16 protein-coding genes are annotated in these 17,226 nt (G+C 54.3%); 6 read left to right on the top strand and 10 right to left on the bottom strand.

Features of this window, described 5'->3' with window-relative positions:
* Positions 1-18: 18 nt before the first annotated feature.
* Positions 19-609, bottom strand: coding sequence for a GTP cyclohydrolase II (gene ribA / locus ACMWKK_RS04645; RefSeq protein ID WP_008501210.1), 591 nt, complete (start codon positions 607-609; stop codon positions 19-21).
* A gap of 198 nt (positions 610-807) precedes the next feature.
* Between ribA and pgpB the strand changes: the two genes are divergently transcribed.
* The 5 genes from pgpB (at position 808) to yciH (ending at position 4,457) form a co-directional block, all read left to right on the top strand.
* Complete coding sequence (gene pgpB, locus ACMWKK_RS04640; protein WP_406542755.1) at positions 808-1,575, top strand: phosphatidylglycerophosphatase B; 768 nt, start codon at positions 808-810, stop codon at positions 1,573-1,575.
* Between the two features lie 148 nt (positions 1,576-1,723).
* Positions 1,724-2,032, top strand: a complete 309-nt coding sequence (locus ACMWKK_RS04635) for a LapA family protein (protein WP_023312067.1) — start codon at positions 1,724-1,726, stop codon at positions 2,030-2,032.
* A gap of 6 nt (positions 2,033-2,038) precedes the next feature.
* The gene (lapB, locus tag ACMWKK_RS04630) at positions 2,039-3,208 is read left to right on the top strand and encodes a lipopolysaccharide assembly protein LapB (protein WP_045329357.1); all 1,170 of its coding nucleotides are present in this window, start codon (positions 2,039-2,041) and stop codon (positions 3,206-3,208) included.
* Between the two features lie 185 nt (positions 3,209-3,393).
* Positions 3,394-4,131: an orotidine-5'-phosphate decarboxylase gene (gene pyrF, locus ACMWKK_RS04625; protein ID WP_112780303.1), complete on the top strand. Its 738-nt coding sequence runs from the start codon at positions 3,394-3,396 to the stop codon at positions 4,129-4,131.
* Entirely contained in the window at positions 4,131-4,457 is a 327-nt protein-coding gene (yciH, locus tag ACMWKK_RS04620; RefSeq protein ID WP_045329356.1) for a stress response translation initiation inhibitor YciH, read from the top strand. Before pyrF ends, yciH begins: the two co-directional genes overlap by 1 nt.
* Positions 4,458-4,562: 105 nt before the next feature.
* Here yciH and osmB read toward each other — a convergent pair whose 3' ends face one another.
* The 3 genes from osmB to ACMWKK_RS04605 all read right to left on the bottom strand — a co-directional run bounded on the left by osmB (position 4,563) and on the right by ACMWKK_RS04605 (position 6,019).
* Positions 4,563-4,781, bottom strand: coding sequence for an osmotically-inducible lipoprotein OsmB (gene osmB, locus ACMWKK_RS04615; RefSeq protein ID WP_008501216.1), 219 nt, complete (start codon positions 4,779-4,781; stop codon positions 4,563-4,565).
* Positions 4,782-5,041: 260 nt separating this feature from the next.
* Entirely contained in the window at positions 5,042-5,794 is a 753-nt protein-coding gene (locus ACMWKK_RS04610; RefSeq protein WP_045329355.1) for a DNA-binding transcriptional regulator YciT, read from the bottom strand.
* Between the two features lie 42 nt (positions 5,795-5,836).
* Positions 5,837-6,019: a hypothetical protein gene (locus tag ACMWKK_RS04605; RefSeq protein ID WP_112780304.1), complete on the bottom strand. Its 183-nt coding sequence runs from the start codon at positions 6,017-6,019 to the stop codon at positions 5,837-5,839.
* Positions 6,020-6,212: 193 nt separating this feature from the next.
* On the opposite strand from ACMWKK_RS04605, the gene ACMWKK_RS04600 reads away from it, so the two are divergent.
* Positions 6,213-7,082 (top strand): crotonase/enoyl-CoA hydratase family protein, encoded by an 870-nt coding sequence (locus ACMWKK_RS04600; RefSeq protein ID WP_045329353.1) that lies wholly within the window; start codon positions 6,213-6,215, stop codon positions 7,080-7,082.
* On the opposite strand, the gene pdeR is transcribed toward ACMWKK_RS04600, so the two are convergent.
* From pdeR to ACMWKK_RS04570, 6 genes are all read right to left on the bottom strand, one after another.
* Positions 7,079-9,070, bottom strand: a complete 1,992-nt coding sequence (gene pdeR / locus ACMWKK_RS04595; protein WP_045329352.1) for a cyclic di-GMP phosphodiesterase — start codon at positions 9,068-9,070, stop codon at positions 7,079-7,081. The genes ACMWKK_RS04600 and pdeR overlap by 4 nt on opposite strands.
* 324 nt (positions 9,071-9,394) lie before the next feature.
* Positions 9,395-11,329 (bottom strand): exoribonuclease II, encoded by a 1,935-nt coding sequence (locus tag ACMWKK_RS04590; protein ID WP_112780110.1) that lies wholly within the window; start codon positions 11,327-11,329, stop codon positions 9,395-9,397.
* Positions 11,330-11,417: 88 nt separating this feature from the next.
* Positions 11,418-12,404, bottom strand: coding sequence for a carboxymuconolactone decarboxylase family protein (locus ACMWKK_RS04585; RefSeq protein WP_112780111.1), 987 nt, complete (start codon positions 12,402-12,404; stop codon positions 11,418-11,420).
* A gap of 154 nt (positions 12,405-12,558) precedes the next feature.
* Positions 12,559-13,347 carry an enoyl-ACP reductase FabI gene (gene fabI, locus ACMWKK_RS04580; protein WP_003856831.1) on the bottom strand — a complete coding sequence of 263 codons (789 nt, stop codon included), beginning with the start codon at positions 13,345-13,347 and terminating at the stop codon, positions 12,559-12,561.
* Positions 13,348-13,617: 270 nt separating this feature from the next.
* Positions 13,618-16,713, bottom strand: a complete 3,096-nt coding sequence (locus ACMWKK_RS04575) for a multidrug efflux RND transporter permease subunit (RefSeq protein ID WP_112780112.1) — start codon at positions 16,711-16,713, stop codon at positions 13,618-13,620.
* 96 nt (positions 16,714-16,809) lie between these two features.
* Positions 16,810-17,196 carry a transporter gene (locus tag ACMWKK_RS04570; RefSeq protein WP_112780113.1) on the bottom strand — a complete coding sequence of 129 codons (387 nt, stop codon included), beginning with the start codon at positions 17,194-17,196 and terminating at the stop codon, positions 16,810-16,812.
* Between the last annotated feature and the right edge of the window lie 30 nt (positions 17,197-17,226).

Here is a 17,226-nt window from a genome sequence, read left to right as displayed (position 1 = left end):
GTGCCGGGCTTTTTAGCATCACTCTTTCAGCAAGTGGCCCATTTTGGCGGCTTTGGTGTCAAGGTAGTGGGCGTTTTTCGGGTTACGGCCGACAATCAGCGGTACGCGCTCGACGATGTTGATCCCCGCTTCGGTCAGGATCTCCACCTTTTTCGGGTTATTGGTCAGCAGGCGAACTTCGTCCACGCCCAGCAGCTTGAACATATCGGCGCATAAGGTGAAGTCACGCTCGTCAGCGGCAAAGCCGAGCTGGTGGTTTGCTTCTACCGTATCGTAGCCCTGATCCTGAAGCGCGTAAGCGCGGATTTTATTCAGCAGACCAATGTTACGGCCTTCCTGACGGTGATAAAGCAGCACGCCGCGACCTTCTTCTGCGATATGAGACAGGGCGGCTTCCAGCTGGAAACCACAGTCACAGCGCAGGCTGAACAGCGCATCGCCGGTAAGACACTCTGAATGGACGCGGGACAGCACCGGCGTCTGCCCTGAAATGTCGCCATACACCAGCGCGACATGATCCTGTCCGGTTGCCAGTTCTTCAAAACCCACCATCAGGAAATCGCCCCATGGGGTTGGCAGTTTGGCTTCTGCCACACGTTTAAGCTGCATGTGATTCTCCAGACCAGGCTGACACGTTTCGTGTCTTTGCCCTGTTTTTGCTTTCTGTATCAATTCATTTTGCCACAAGCTCGGCAGGTTCGCCTAATGGCTACCACGCTATATGAACGTTAAACGCACGATCCGACATCTCCACCCGGCGGCGGAATTTCAGTTATGATTGTGATGCTTAGCGAAAAAGGAGAAGACATGCTTTCAATCGCCAGACGTACGGCAGCAGGCGCGGCCATTTTACTGATTATGCCTCTGGCCGTATGGCTTTCAGGCTGGATGTGGCAGCCCGGGCAGAATGCCCTGTGGCTGAAAACGTTATACTGGATAACGGAAACGGTCACTCAGCCGTGGGGAATTATTACCCACGTACTCCTTTGCGCCTGGTTTCTGTGGTGCCTGCGCTTTCGTCTGCGCGCGGCGCTGATGCTCTTTGCAATCCTCGGCGGCGCTATCCTTATCGGTCAGGGCGTGAAGTCCTGGGTGAAAGATCGCGTTCAGGAACCGCGTCCTTTTGTCGTCTGGCTGGAAAAAACGCATCATGTTCCGGTGGATGAGTTCTACACTTTAAAACGTAAAGATCGCGCAGTGCTGGTGAAAGAACAGCTTGCGGAACAGCAGGATATCCCGAAATTCTTGCGTAAACACTGGCAGAAAGAGACGGGATTCGCATTTCCTTCCGGTCACACCATGTTTGCGGCCAGCTGGGCATTGCTGGGCGTTGGGCTGCTTTGGCCAAGACGAAGGACGATTACTATTGCGATTTTACTGGTCTGGGCAACGGGGGTAATGGGCAGCCGCTTGCTGCTGGGAATGCACTGGCCGCGGGACCTTGTCGTCGCTACGCTGATCTCATGGCTGCTGGTCACGCTGGCGACCTGGCTTGCTGAACGGTTCTTCGGACCGCTAACGCCGCCGCCGGAAGAGAAAGAAGAAATCGCTGAAAGGGACCAAACGGACGCCTGACGGTTGATATTTCGTATTTAGCCCACAAATCCATGACGGGCGCGTCACTTTTTCCGTTTCGCGCCCGTCGCTAAAATGGTAGTTTATAAGGCTGATTGCGGTGAGTTGAACACACTTTATTCGCTTGAACCACATAACGGGAAGTCATGTGAAATATTTACTCATTTTCTTACTGGTATTGGCGATTTTTGTCATTTCAGTCACGCTGGGTGCACAAAACGATCAGCAGGTGACGTTTAACTATCTGCTGGCTCAGGGTGAGTATCGCGTATCAAGCCTGCTGGCGGTCTTATTTGCTGCCGGCTTTGCCATTGGGTGGCTGGTTTGCGGTCTGTTCTGGCTGAAAGTCCGTGTTTCTCTTGCGCGCGCTGAACGTAAAATTAAGCGACTCGAAAATAACATTGCCCCTGCGTCTGACATTCCGGAAAGCTCTGGCGTGCCGGTCGTGAAGGAATAAACGACTATGCTGGAGTTGTTGTTTCTGCTTTTGCCTGTAGCCGCAGCCTATGGCTGGTATATGGGCCGCAGAAGTGCGCAACAAACAAAACAGGATGAGGCCAACCGGCTCTCCCGCGACTATGTTGCGGGGGTGAACTTCCTTCTGAGCAATCAGCAGGACAAAGCGGTAGACCTGTTCCTCGATATGCTGAAAGAGGATACGGGGACGGTTGAAGCGCATCTCACCCTGGGTAACCTGTTCCGCTCGCGCGGCGAGGTCGATCGCGCCATCCGTATTCACCAGACCCTGATGGAAAGCGCCTCGCTAACCTACGATCAACGTCTGCTTGCGGTGCAGCAGCTGGGGCGTGATTACATGGCTGCGGGGCTTTACGATCGCGCTGAAGATATGTTCTCGCAGCTGGTGGATGAGACCGATTTCCGCATCGGCGCGCTGCAGCAGCTACTGCAGATTTATCAGGCCACCAGCGACTGGCAGAAAGCCATTGATACGGCTGAGCGTCTGGTGAAGCTGGGTAAAGATAAGCAGCGCGTAGAGATAGCCCATTTCTACTGCGAGCTTGCGCTTCAGCAGATGGGCAACGACGACATGGATAAAGCCATGGCGCTGCTGAAGAAAGGTGCCGCCGCGGACCGCAACAGCGCGCGTATCTCCATCATGATGGGACGCGTCTTTATGGCGAGTGGCGATTACGCCAAAGCCGTTGAAAGCCTGCTGCGCGTTATTGACCAGGACAAAGAGCTGGTCAGTGAAACGCTGGAGATGCTGCAAACCTGCTATCAGCAGCTAGACAAGCAGGAGGAGTGGGTCGCCTTCCTGCGTCGCTGCGTGGAAGAGAATACCGGCGCCACTGCCGAACTGATGCTCTCCGACGTTGTTGAGCAGTACGAGGGAAGCGACACCGCGCAGGTGTATATTACGCGTCAGCTGCAGCGTCATCCTACCATGCGGGTCTTCCATAAGCTGATGGATTACCACCTGAACGATGCGGAAGAAGGGCGCGCGAAAGAGAGCCTGATGGTGCTGCGCGACATGGTTGGCGAGCAGGTGCGCAGCAAGCCTCGCTACCGTTGCCAGAAGTGTGGTTTTACGGCGTATACGCTCTACTGGCACTGTCCTTCCTGCCGCGCCTGGTCCACCATCAAGCCAATCCGTGGCCTGGACGGGCAGTAATTTTTTAAAACCCCTCATTTTAGTTACAACATACTGATGGCTTTTAACACTTTTTGACCCCAGTGCGGTTAGTCGGCCTGGCAGGCGGATAAATGGACCCTGTCAATTTGCGGCGTCGGCAGGTAGAATGCTGGCCGTTTATCTGTTCCGCGCCGCTGCGCGCCCATAGACGAAAAGGGCTGGTCATGACGTCTGTTACATCCTCCACTTCCCGCATAATTACGGATTCTCCTGTTGTTGTAGCGCTTGATTACAATAAGCGTGACGCTGCACTGGCGTTTGTCGACGGCATCGACCCTCGCGACTGCCGTCTGAAAGTTGGCAAAGAGATGTTCACGCTGTTTGGACCGCAAATCGTTCGCGATCTGCAGCAGCGCGGCTTTGACGTTTTTCTCGACCTGAAATTCCATGATATCCCGAATACTACGGCGCACGCCATTGCCGCAGCCGCAGAGCTTGGCGTATGGATGGTCAACGTTCACGCATCGGGTGGGGCAAGAATGATGACGGCCGCCCGTGAGGCGCTCCTGCCGTTCGGTAAGGATGCCCCACTGTTGATCGCCGTCACCGTGCTGACCAGCATGGACGAAAACGATCTGCGCGACCTGGGCGTGACGTTGTCACCCGCCGAGCATGCAGAACGTCTCGCGCGTCTGACGAAACAGTGCGGCCTGGATGGCGTTGTTTGCTCCGCACAGGAAGCGGTACGTTTCAAATCAGCGCTGGGCCAGGATTTTAAACTGGTCACGCCGGGGATCCGTCCTGCGGGCAGCGACGTGGGCGATCAGCGCCGTATTATGACGCCTGAGCAGGCGCTGGCCGCTGGCGTTGACTATATGGTTATCGGGCGTCCGGTGACGCAGTCTGCCAACCCGGCAGAGACGTTAAAGGCTATCAACGCATCGCTGAAAAAGGGGGCGTAATGACCGATTCCAACAGCCGTCTGGTCTACTCAACCGAGAGCGGACGAATCGACGAACCGAAAACGAAAGTGGAGCGCCCAAAGGGAGACGGCATTGTTCGCATCCAGCGCCAGACCAGTGGACGAAAGGGCAAAGGGGTTTGTCTGATCTCCGGCATTGACCTGGACGATGTGGAACTGACGAAGCTGGCGGCCGAACTGAAAAAGAAATGTGGCTGCGGCGGTGCCGTGAAGGACGGCATTATTGAAATCCAGGGAGATAAGCGCGATTTAATAAAATCCCTGCTGGAAGCCAAAGGGATGAAGGTTAAACTGGCAGGCGGTTAAAATAAATGAGCCACGGCAAATGCCGTGGCTCGTGTTATATACGTGCGTATGTCAGACCATAAATGCGTTCAAATATCGCAATATCGGGGAAGGCTCAGATAATAATTATTTGCCAACCTGGTGACCGATAATACCACCGACAGCAGCGCCGCCTAATGTACCCAGCGTACTACCATCCGTTAATACTGCACCACCCAAAGCACCGGCACCCGCACCAATAGCGGTGTTACGGTCACGTTTAGACCAGTTAGAGCATGCGCTCAGGGACATTGCTACAGTGATTGCCAGAACAGCGGCGGCTAATTTTTTGCTGGTTAAGGTCATAATACTTTCTCCTGAATTATCGATTCACGGAAAGGTGGACACCTTAAGTATAGACGAGCCGAATACTTAATTCTGTTTTCCGTGAAAGCTGGTCGCGCAGGCGTTACGTAATCACGCAGGTGATAGTCACTTCCTGTTATATCGCTAACATTAATTTTACGACTTTAAGGCGGGTTAAACAGGTAAAAACTCTTAAAGCAGGGTTAAGAATCATCTCAGAGAAAGGATATATGCGCCCAACATTTGGGCGCGGAGGTAAATCAGGCGCTGGTTTGAATAATATTGACGATCAAACCGCTGTCTTCGAGCTTATTGCGGTGCGCTTCGCTCAAACGGTCATCGGTAATGACGCGGCTAAACCGTGAAGCGGGGCCCATCGTATACGGGTGAACGGCGCCAAATTTAGAGCTGTCGGTGAGCACGATGGCTTCACACTCTTTCTCCAGGACGGCATTCACGACGTCAGAGCGCATCATATCCCGGCCGGTGAAACCTGTTTCCGGCTGCCAGCCGTCAATTCCGATAAAAGCCTTGCTGAAATGCACCTGCTGGACATACTGACGGGTCAGCGGGCCGACCATGCTTTCACTTTTCTTCTGATAGATGCCGCCGAGCAGAATCACCTCGCAGCGCGTCTCTTTGAGCAAATGCGCGATATAGCTGCTGACGGTGATAATGGTTACGTCTTTTTGATCGGCTAGCGTGCGTGCCAGAAGGGCGTTACTGCTGCCGTTTTCAATAAAGACGGTCTCGCCGTTGTTCACCAGGGAAGCGGCAAATTCCGCCAGTTCACGTTTGAGCGCGTAGTTGTTCATCATGCGCGTCTCAACGTCATCACTGTCCAGCGGAACCGCATACCCGTGGGCGCGCCGCAGGTAGCTCTGTTTTTCCAGCAGATTAAGATCCTGACGGATTGTGACTTCAGACACGCCGGTGGTTTTAGCGAGATCGACGACGCTTACGCGTCCCTGATCGATGACCATCTGCAAAATGAGTTGTTGTCGGGAATTCATAGCATCCATTTAATAAAGCGAAACGAGGTCGGAGGCGGTGGGTTAAACTTCCCACGGCGCTTTTGGCTGTCGGTTGTCGGGTGCATTATCAGCACCATTCTGCGCAAGAAGTTCAGACTTCAGGATCTCAAGATTACGGATAGCAGAGTGATAATCGCCCGCTACCAGGATATCCAGGACGGTATCAATTCGTTGTGCTACAGCTTGTGCGTCAATAGTCGACATCATCTCACCCCAGGCGCGAAAAGTTAATATTTTCAATGATGCAGAAATTAGGATCAAAAGAGAAGGGAAAAAACGCAATAACTAAATTACATAAACGTAAGTGATAAATTTATTCCCCCTCATACAGCAGGCTTAATGGGTGGATTAGTCTAAAACTGCGCGCAAGGCGCTTCTTTATAAGAGGAATTAGACTATGACAGTTATCAATCAGCCTACCTGCACACTCTTTACCGATACTGAACGGTTCACGCAGCTGTCAGGGTATTACGAGGCGGAGCGTCACACCGTCTGGATGATGCTGCGGGCGCAGCCGCGTCCTTGCTTTAACCATGCGTTAATTGAGGAGATCATGAACTTTTCCTGGCTGGTTCGCCAGTCAGGTTTTGCGGTTGATTTTTGGGTAACCGGATCGCTGGTTCCCGAGATGTACAATGCGGGCGGTGATTTACAGTTCTTCGTCGAGTGCATACAGAACGGTCGTCGGGAAGCGTTACGGGCTTACGCTCGCGCCTGCGTTGACTGCGTCCATGCGGCGTCACGGGGGTTTGATACGGGCGCCATCTCTCTGGCAATGGTCGAAGGCAGTGCGTTAGGGGGCGGGTTTGAGGCGGCGCTTGCGCATCATTTTGTCCTGGCGCAGCGCGATGCCCGTCTGGGCTTCCCGGAGATTGCCTTCAACCTGTTTCCGGGCATGGGGGGATATTCCCTTGTAGCACGCCGTTCAGGCATGAAGCTGGCGGAGGAGCTCATCTATAAAGGGGAATCCCACACGGCGGAATGGTATGCACAGCACGGACTGGTGGATCTGCTGTTTGAGCCCGGACAAAGCTATGTCTCCACCCGAACCTTCATCGATACGCTGCGGCCAAAGCTGAACGGCATAAGGGCAATGCTGCGCGCCCGGACGCGGGTTCTGCAGCTGCCGCGCAGTGAACTGATGGACATCACGGAAGACTGGGTTGATGCTGCTTTCTGCCTGGAGCCGAAAGATATCGCCTACATGGAGCGTCTGGTCACGCTGCAAAATCGCCATCACGCGGCGGGCCTGCGTAAAGCCAGTTAACGTTGATTTCGCGCTTGATAACGTTTTAGCCATCGCTCGAATGCGGCAGCGGGCATCGGCTTAGCAAACAGAAAACCCTGCCGTTCGTTGACGCCGTTCTTGGTCAGAAAGGCGTCTTCTTTTGCACTTTCCACGCCTTCGGCAATGACCTGCAGATTTAACGCCTGCGCTACCGCGACGATAGCGCGCACCAGCGACTGCGAAATGGACTGCTTATGAATATCTTTGACGAAGGATTGATCGAGCTTAATGGCGTCGATAGGGAAGCGGGCCAGCTGCGAAAGGGAAGAGTAGCCGGTGCCAAAATCATCCAGATGAATCTGTGCCCCGAGCTTGCTGAACTGCTGGATCACGGACAGCGCCAGCTCTTCGTTCTCGATAAGACAGCTTTCCGTTAATTCCACGTCGACGGGGCAGTATTCAAAATTCAGATCCTTCAGCGCCTGCTTTAAGTCGCTGAAGATGGTCTGATCGGCCAGCTGGCGGGCAGAGACGTTGACGGCCACGCGCAGGTTTATGCCCTTATCGCGCCATTTTGCCACCTGGCGAACCACGTCGAGCATCACCCAGCGGCCCAGGGGCACAATCAGCCCCGACTCCTCGGCATAAGAGATAAATTCCAGCGGCGGGATCAGGCCGCGCTCGGGGGATTGCCAGCGGACCAGCGCTTCAAGGCTTCTGACTTCCCCGCGCCAGGTGATTTTTGGCTGATAGTGGATCAGAAGCTGATCGTTATCCAGGGCCTTACGCAGGTTGGTATCCAGCCAGAGATACTCGAACACGCGCTGGTTCATCTCGGGTGAGAAGACGCAGAACTTGCCCCGACCGTTCTCTTTGGCGGTATACATCGCGGTATCCGCGTTACGAATAACGCTTTCCCGGTCGTTGCCATGCTGCGGGGCGAGGGCGATACCCAGGGAGCAGCCGGTATAAATTTCAATCAGGCCGATTCGAAACGGCTGGCGCAGACGGGTCAAAATGCGCGATGCCATTGCCTCCAGAGAGCCCTGAGAGGTATTGGTGGCCAGGACGATGAACTCATCACCCCCAAGCCGCGCCAGCACCTGTTCCTTATCCAGACAGCTCAGGATGGCGAGGGCGACCGCCTGTAACAGCTGATCGCCAAACATGTGCCCGTAAGCGTCGTTGACCTTTTTAAAATTATCCAAATCGAGATACACCACGCCCACCTGCGTGTCGCCGCGGTTGTCGATGGCGTCAGAAATCAGGTCGTGAATGGCATTGCGGTTTGGCAAGCCGGTGATGGTATCGGTGTTGGCCAGCACGCGCAGCCGCTCCTGAGCGCGGCGCTCCTCGGTGATATCGGTCCCGGAACAGATAAGGAAAATTTCATTTTTACCGCTGCCGCTGTGCACGAATTTGTTTCTGAACAGAAACAGCCGCTGTCCTTTACGCGTCTTGACCCAGCGTTCGACTTCATAGGAGCTGCCGTTGCGAAAGAAACCGGTAATATTACGCTTTGACGCTGCCGCTTCGCTACGGCTCATAAACAGCTTAAACACGTTCTGGCCAATCACTTCATGCTCTTTCAGGCCGGTGTACTCTTCGCTAAGCCGGTTAAAACGCTGGATATTGCCGTGCTGATCGAGAATAACAATGACGGAGTTGGCCTCAGAGACAACCTGCTCCGCAAATGAGAGCCCCTGTGCCAGATCGCGCGCCACGGAGGGCGTATCGTTCCAGGCGGAAGCGGTTCCGGCCCACTCGTTACGGGTAATTTTCCGGCCAACAAGATGAACCGGGACATCTTCTCCGTACAGGGAGAGCGACATGGAAATACTGGACGTAATCACGGTTAACTGACGGATGAGATCGGCCTGTTCATCGTCCAGCGCCACGACCTGAGTGGCATCGGCATTTTCGCTGGTGGAAAGGTGCAGAGCGTTGCTGTCAGCTGACAAGCGCCACCACGGGCTGTGAGTGCCCATGTAGCGAAACAGCAAATTCTGCTCCAGATCGTCCATCATGTTTTCTCCCGCAGCTGTTCATTAGCGCACAAATTATTCATTTGCAGTCGACTTTTCCGTTGAGAAACGGCGGTAAAACCGAAGTGAACCTGTTGTTTTTCCCTGCTTTTTTATAATAAAACGAGTCAGGTTAAAAAGGATACCGAGCGTATAGGAATTCACGTAACCGAATATAACAACACTCTTTTACTGTAGATAATTATGGCGGTTTTGGGCGAAGGGAGACTGAAAATAGTAAGGAAAAATAATGATTTTGTGGCGGGGATAAAAAAGAAAAATTGTCGGCCTTTCCGGAAGGGAAATAGCCGACAATTGAACCGGTTATCAGGCGACAGGGCGCGCGATAATACTGCGGGTTTCCATGCGAACTTCGGCGATAGTCACGTCAATCACGTCGGTGACTTTGTAAACTGTTTCACCTTTAATTTGCACGGTACCGTTTTCCTGACTACAGACCATTTCGTCACGCACCGCATGCAGGAATGGAGCAGGAATGAACGCGACGGCACCGTTATCGACCAGGCGGACGCGCATCCCGCCGCGGCTGATATCAATGATTTCCGCCGCGAAGCGGGTGTCGGTTCCGGCTTTATCCTGCAGGAAGCGCGCGTACAGCCAGTCTCCAACGTCACGCTCCGCCATGCGGTTCAGACGGCGACGATCGGCCATCTGCAGCGTGGTGTCGTCCTGAGGACGCGCGATCGTTTCGCCTTTGATTATCGCTTTCAGCAGACGGTGGTTTACCATGTCGCCATACTTGCGGATCGGCGAGGTCCAGGTAGCGTAGGCGTCGAGGCCAAGGCCAAAGTGCGGACCAGGTTCGGTGCTGATTTCGGCGAAGGACTGGAAGCGACGAATGCGGCTGTCGAGGAAACCTGACGGCTGTGCGTCCAGTTCACGGCGAAGCTTGCAGAAGCCCGGCAGGGTCAGCACTTCTTCCGGATCAACGTGCACATCGTGATTTTTCAGCAGGGCCGCCAGCGCTTCGGTATTCGCCGGATCGAACCCGGTATGGACGTTGTAAATACCAAAGCCCAGCTTGTCGCGCAGCACGCGTGCGGCACAAATGTTGGCGGCAATCATCGCCTCTTCAACGATGCGGTTCGCGATGCGTCTCGGTTCGGCCACGATGTCCAGCACTTCGCCTTTCTCGCCCAGAACAAAGCGATAATCCGGGCGATCTTTGAACACCAGCGCATGGGTTTTACGCCACTCGCTGCGGTTCAGGCAGATGCGATGCAGCAGACGGATCTGCGCGGCAATGGCGTCGGATTCAGGCTTCCAGCTGCCGGTATTTTCCAGCCAGTCGGAGACGTTATCGTAGGCCAGCTTGGCTTTCGACTCGATGGTGGCGGCAAAGAACTCAATATCGTCTTCAATCGTGCCATCGGCAGCAATGGTCATGCGGCAGGCAAGGACCGGGCGCACTTCATTTGGACGCAGCGAGCAGAGATCGTCTGACAGTTCACGCGGCAGCATCGGAATGTTGAAGCCCGGCAGGTAGTTGGTGAAGGCACGGATTTTCGCCGCGTCATCCAGCTTGCTGCCTTCGGCAATCCAGGCAGTGGGATCGGCAATCGCAACGGTCAGGTGCAGCTTGCCGTGGGCGCTCTCTTCAGCGTACAGCGCGTCATCCATATCTTCCGTACTGGCGCTGTCGATGGTGACAAACTCCAGCGCGGTGAGATCGCGACGCGTCAGACCTTCTTCCTGCATCTCCGTCGCCACGCCGTTCGGCGCTTCTTTTTCAAGATTGTGGCGTGCCAGCGTGACCCACCATGGCACGAAATGGTCGGCGCCAAAGGTGATGAACTGGGTCAACTCAGCATAAAAACCGCGGTCGCCTTTCAGAGGATGACGGCGCATTTCTGCTACGGCCCAGTCACCTTCCTTAAAATCATGCTCAACGCCACGGGCGGCGCGGCAGGGAATAGCATCTTTCAGCAGGGGATGGTCCGGCACGATAGAAAGACGATCGTCTTTTCTCTGCACCTTACCCACAAAACGGGTCAGGAACGGTTCGATCAGTTCTTCCGGTTCGGCGGACTCCCGGTCCTTCTCGGTATGAATGACCGCCATGACGCGATCGCCATGCATCACTTTCTTCATCTGCGGTGGCGGAATGAAGTAGCTTTTCTGCGCGTCAACTTCAAGGAAGCCAAAGCCCTTTTCCGTGGCTTTTACGACCCCTTCTGCACGCGGCGTCTGGGAATGCAGTTGCTGTTTAAGCTGCGCTAGCAGCGGGTTGTCCTGAAACATAATGTTCTATTTTCGTAGCCATTGAGCGGCTGACAGTTTTACGCGATTCTCACTGTCTCAGCAAGCGGTCTTTGGGTAATTAGTATGGTTATTCCTCTTTACCAAACGCGACTTTCAGACGATTGAGCCAGCCGTCAAACGCACTTTGGGTCAGCAGGGCAATCGCGTGTTCGGCACTGAGCCCTTGATCGGTTAAAGGGGTAAACTGGGCGGCGCTGAAACGGTCCGGAGAGCGCGTCAGCAGTTCGATCGCCGCCGAAAGTGCGGGGGAGGTTTTCGGGATCTCTGCGCGGCTGTTTAGCAGGATTTCTCCGGTCAGGTCGAGCAGCGACGGCTCATGGCAAAGGACCGGCGTTAGCGCCTCCAGCGCGGGTTCTGCCTGCCAGCGTGACAGCGACTCAAGCTGATGCGCACTTGCATAGCGCAATTCGACGACGGGCAAGAGCGGCACCCACGCGGCGTGACGTGCGGGAAGGGTATGCGGCGGAATATGATGGCCTGGCAACCAGCGAACAGGGTGTCCCAGCAGCGCCTGAAAAATCGCGACGACGCGCGCCTGAAAACCGATAAAGCCGATAATCTGGTTAATCACCACGATGTCATACGTTGACAGCCCAACCTCATCAAGCTGGTTCTGCGCTTTATCATCAATGACGTCAGGAGAGCTGGCGAGCTGGCGGGCATACTGGGTGATTTGCGCCAGACGCCGGTTACTTTCACGCGAGGAGTCCGGGCCGGGAAGCGGGGCGAGGAGAGCGGCGTAATGGTTACAGAGCCGCTGAACGCCGCAGGCCTGTGCGACCGTTAGCGCGGTACTAAGCCGATCGTAGGCGCTGAGCGTGTGCAGGCGGTTCACGGGAATCGAGAGCGGAAACAGCTGGTGGCATAAGGCTCTGGCAGGGGTAAGCCAGCCAGAACAGGCGGCGACAATCTCAACAGGCAGGGCTAAATCGAGCAAAAAACGATCGTCGACGTTAGCGGCTTCGGGCACCAGAGGCAGAACATCCGTCTGCGCGTGGTTTGACTGGGTCTCGTGATACCAGTGGCCTTTGCCGGAAAAACGGCGTTGTTCCATGTGCGTTCCTTGATCTCAAAATGGCGATCAATATCCTGGCGTAAGGCAGATAAAGGGAAAAATATTGTTAGGTGATAACAAATAGCAGAACGGAATAACGAAGGGGTGACGCGGGGGGAAATACTCTCTTCCCTGGCGGGAAGAGAGTCACAGCTTATTTAATTTCCAGCTCGTTCATTGCAGCGATGTTGAAGCCGCCGTCAACGTGAACCACTTCGCCGGAGATGCCTGCGGAAAGGTCAGAGCACAGGAATGCTGCAGAGTTACCTACATCTTCAATGGTAACGGTACGACGAATCGGGGTAACCGCTTCGCAGTGTGCCAGCATTTTACGGAAATCTTTAATACCGGAAGCCGCCAGGGTGCGGATAGGACCGGCAGAGATGGCGTTAACGCGCACGCCTTCAGGACCCATTGCGTTTGCCATGTAGCGTACGTTCGCTTCCAGAGAGGCTTTAGCCAGACCCATCACGTTGTAGTTAGGGATAGCACGTTCAGCGCCCAGGTAGGACAGGGTCAGCAGGGCTGCGCCCGGGTTCAGCATCGCGCGGCAGGATTTCGCCATCGCAACGAAGCTGTAGGAGCTGATGTCGTGAGCGATTTTGAAGCCATCACGGGTAACCGCGTTCACGTAGTCGCCGTCCAGCTGGTCGCCAGGCGCGAAGCCGATGGAGTGAACAAAACCGTCGAATTTCGGCCATGCTTTTGCCAGTTCAGCAAACATGCCGTCGATGCTTTCGTCTTGTGCAACGTCGCATTCCAGAACAATGCTGGAACCCAGCTGCGCGGCAAACTCTTCAACACGGCCTTTCAGCTTGTCGTTCTGGTAGGTGAACGCCAGCTCAGCGCCTTCGCGATGCATTGCCTGCGCGATGCCGTATGCGATGGACAGTTTGCTGGCAACGCCAGTCACCAGAATGCGCTTACCGGAAAGAAAACCCATAGCTTTAATCCTTATATTCATTGTTTATTTTGCCTTGTAATTCATAGCGTTACAGGCAGTATTTCAAAATCATTCGAAATTAGCTCGAAATTATAGCCCACTCACGGCCCCTTGTGTCACGATATTTCTCGCACTTCTCCGAAGTCGCCTGCCCCGAAGAATGCGCCGCGAACCCGCGGGGGCGCAAAATTTAAGCATTCGTCCAGTATATCACCCGGTATCAGCTTCGCCTCATCCAACCAGAGAGGCAGCGTGATTCGACCAGGGTGTTCACGCGTTCCTGATATTGTCGACGAAACGCGCAATCGTGATAAAGAAAACCGGTACGAAGAAGATCGCGAGAAGCGTACCGCTAATCATGCCGCCAAATACGCCGGTACCGATGGCATGCTGCGTACTGTCGCTCGCCCCTCTGGCCAGCATCAACGGAACAACCCCTAAGCTGAAGGCTAGCGATGTCATCAGAATCGGACGCAGGCGCTGGCTGGCGGCATGAATGGTTGCCGCCAGCAGGGGCTGCCCCTGGCGATGGAGCTGCCTGGCAAATTCAACAATCAGAATGGCGTTCTTGGCCGACAGGCCGATAAGCGTAATCAGGCCGACCTTGAAGAAAACGTCATTGGTCATGCCGGCAACAAACACCGCTATCACCGCGCCGATAAGACCCAACGGAACGACCAGCATGACCGCAAAAGGAACAGACCAGCTCTCATACAGGGCGGCGAGCACCATAAACACGACGAGTATCGACAGGACAATAAGGCCCGGAAGCTGAGATTCCGATTTTCTCTCCTGCAATGAACTCCCGGCCCATTCGCCCGCCATGCCCTGAGGTAACTCTCTGGACAAACTCTCCATAACCTTCATTGCGGTGCCGCTGGATACTCCTGACGCGGCATTTCCGGTAATGCGAAGAGCAGAATAACCCTGATAGCGCGTCAACTGCTGCGGCGCAACGTTCCAGGAGATCGACACGAACGTTGATACCGGCACCATTTCACCCATCCGGTTTTTCACTGACAGTTTCAGTATCTGCTCAGGCTGCATTCGGTAGGGCGCATCGGCTTGAACAATCACCTGTTGAACGCGGCCATTGTTCGTATAGTCGTTGACGTAATTTGAACCCAGGGTGACGGAGAGCGTCTGGTTGATTTCATCAAATGAGACGCCCATCGCTTCCGCTTTTTCCCGGTCAACCTGGAGCGCAAGGCTGGTTCCTTCCGGCAGACCGTCTATATAGACGTCACTCAGTTCAGGACGCTGATTGGCTTGCAGGACCAGCGCGTCGGCAGCGCGCTTTAATGCCTCATAGCCCAGTCCTGCTCTGTCCTGCACGTACCAGGTGAAGCCTGAGGAGGTACCCATATCCGAAATGGCCGGCGGAAGCAGGCTCATCGTGACGGCATCAGAAACGTTCGCCATGCTGGCCTGTATATGGTCGGCTTCATCCTGGGCCGTCGAGCCGTGCCGGTTTTTCCAGTCCTTCAGCGTGGTGAAGGCCATAGCCGAATTCGGTCCTGAACCTGAAAATCCAAAACCCAGGATCATAATGTTGCTTTCAATATCCGGCCGGGCCGTAATTTCCTCTTCAAACTTTTTAACCACGTTAAGGGTGCGCTGCATCGTGGCATCAGAAGGCAGCTGGATGGAGGACATAAAGTAGCCCTGATCTTCGTCCGGGAGAAAGGACGACGGTAATGAAGACAACCCCAAAAACAGCGCAGCGCAAAGCGCAACGTACAGGAGCAGCATACGCCCGGTTCGCTTCAGGACGGCGCCCAGCCCGGCTTCGTAACAGGTGGTAAGCCTATGAAAGCGCGCATTAAACCCTGCTGCGAACCGCCCACCTCCGCTCGTTTCTCCCTTATGTGGCTTGAGTAGCGTTGCGCACAGGGCAGGCGTCAGCGTCAGGGCAAGAAACGCGGACAGCAGTATGGAGACTGCCATGGAAATACAAAATTGTCGGTAGATAATCCCGACGGATCCTTCAGCAAACCCCATGGGGATAAAGACGGCGGTTAGCACCAACGTAATCCCGATAATCGCCGGGGTGATCTCCTGCATGGCCTGCCGGGTAGCGTCCCGTGGGGACAGGCGTTTTTCCTCCATCAGTCGTTCGACGTTCTCCACAACCACAATGGCATCATCAACGATAATTCCTATCGCGAGCACCATGCCGAACATCGTCAGAATATTGATGGAGTATCCGCTCAATAACATCACTGTGAAGGTGCCAAGAAGTGCGACGGGAGCTACAATCGCCGGGATAATCGTACAGCGTATCTTGTGCAGAAAGAGCAGCATAACAAGGAAGACCAAGACCATCGCTTCCACAAATGTCTGAACAACCTTCATAATAGAAAGTTTCACAAACGGTGCGGTATCGAAAGGAACCGTAAACACTATTCCCTTAGGTAACACCCGAGAAAGTTCGTCGATGCGCGCACGCACGCCTGAAGCCGTACTCATTGCGTTGGCACCCGGCGACAGCTGGATTGCCGCCGCCGTTGCGGGCACGCCATTTTCACGGATACCAAAGGCGTAGCTTTGCAGTCCAGATTCAATTCGCGCAATGTCGGACAATTTCAGGCGGGCGCCGGATGCGTCAGATTTCAGGGTGATATTTCTGAACGCCTCGATCGAGGAGAGCTGTCCCTTTACGGTGATGGGGTACGTTACCCTTTGTCCTTCAGATGCGGGCTCATCTCCCGTTTTACCGGGCGAAACCAGGGCATTTTGCTGGCCAACGGCGGTAAGAACATCGCTCACCGAAAGGCCGTAGCTGTGGAGCTTCAGGGGATCCAGCCAGATGCGCAGCGCTTTTTCGCCGCCAAACAGCTGAACTTTCCCTACGCCGGGCACGCGACGAAGCTCGTCACTGACGTTTCGGGCAAAATAGTCGCTTAAGTCGGCTTCCTCGAACTGACCGTTAGTGGACTTCAACCCCACCATCATTAAAAAGCCAGAATTAGCGGCCTCGACGTTAATGCCATTTTGTCTTACCGCCTGAGGAAGACGAGGCTCGACGATCTTAATCTGATTTTGTAGATCCATCTGTGCCAGCTTAATGTCCGTACCGGGTTTAAACGTGACGGTAATCGATGCCGAACCGGTTGTGTCGCTTGATGATTCGAAGTAGAGCAAATTATCTACGCCAGAGATTTCGCGCTCGATTAACGACACAACCGACGTATTCATGATATCGGGGCTGGCCCCCGGGTAACTGACGGAAATAATGATTCCTGGGGGTGCCACCGCTGGATACTGCGCAACCGGCAAACGAGGAATAGACAGGAGACCCGTCAGGACGATAAACAGTGCTACTACCCAGGCGAAAATGGGACGTTCGATAAAAAAATGAGGCATTGGTTATTTTTTTGTGCAAAAGAGTGAGGTAGAGACTCTACCGCGCACCTGTTTAGCGGAAGTGGGCGGTTTATGGAGGCCGTGTGGATCACGTGCTCAAATCATTCTTATCATGAGGTACAGCGGTGCGCCGCCAAAAAAAATGATCAAATAACACTCGTAATAAAAGACCAGATCCTCGATATCGGGCATCGCGTTTAACAGCACGGTGAACGTAATAATAAGATAAACAAAAATCACCATCAGCCAGAAGGCAATCACAATTAGCTCAGGCAATGCGCCGGCTTTATTTTGCAGCATCAGAGAGACAACCGACAATGCGATGCAGCCGTAAATGATGGGTGAAGAGGGTAGCGTCGACGCGACTTTCTCATCCATTCCGTGTATCAGCATCAGCCAGATATAAAGTAATCCCCATGACAGCAGCAGGAACAGGGAATATATGCCAATTTTTCCAGTGGAGAAGTATTTAGAAAGTTCCATGATCGTTATCTCAGCCAACGTCAGAGCGTC

The sequence above is a fragment of the Enterobacter sp. 01-M-03-SI-ECC genome (assembly GCF_047530215.1).
Taxonomy (GTDB): Bacteria; Pseudomonadota; Gammaproteobacteria; order Enterobacterales; family Enterobacteriaceae; genus Enterobacter; species Enterobacter chengduensis.
The sequence above is the reverse complement of the archived record's forward strand: the minus strand, read 5'-3'. Positions and strand labels throughout refer to the sequence as shown.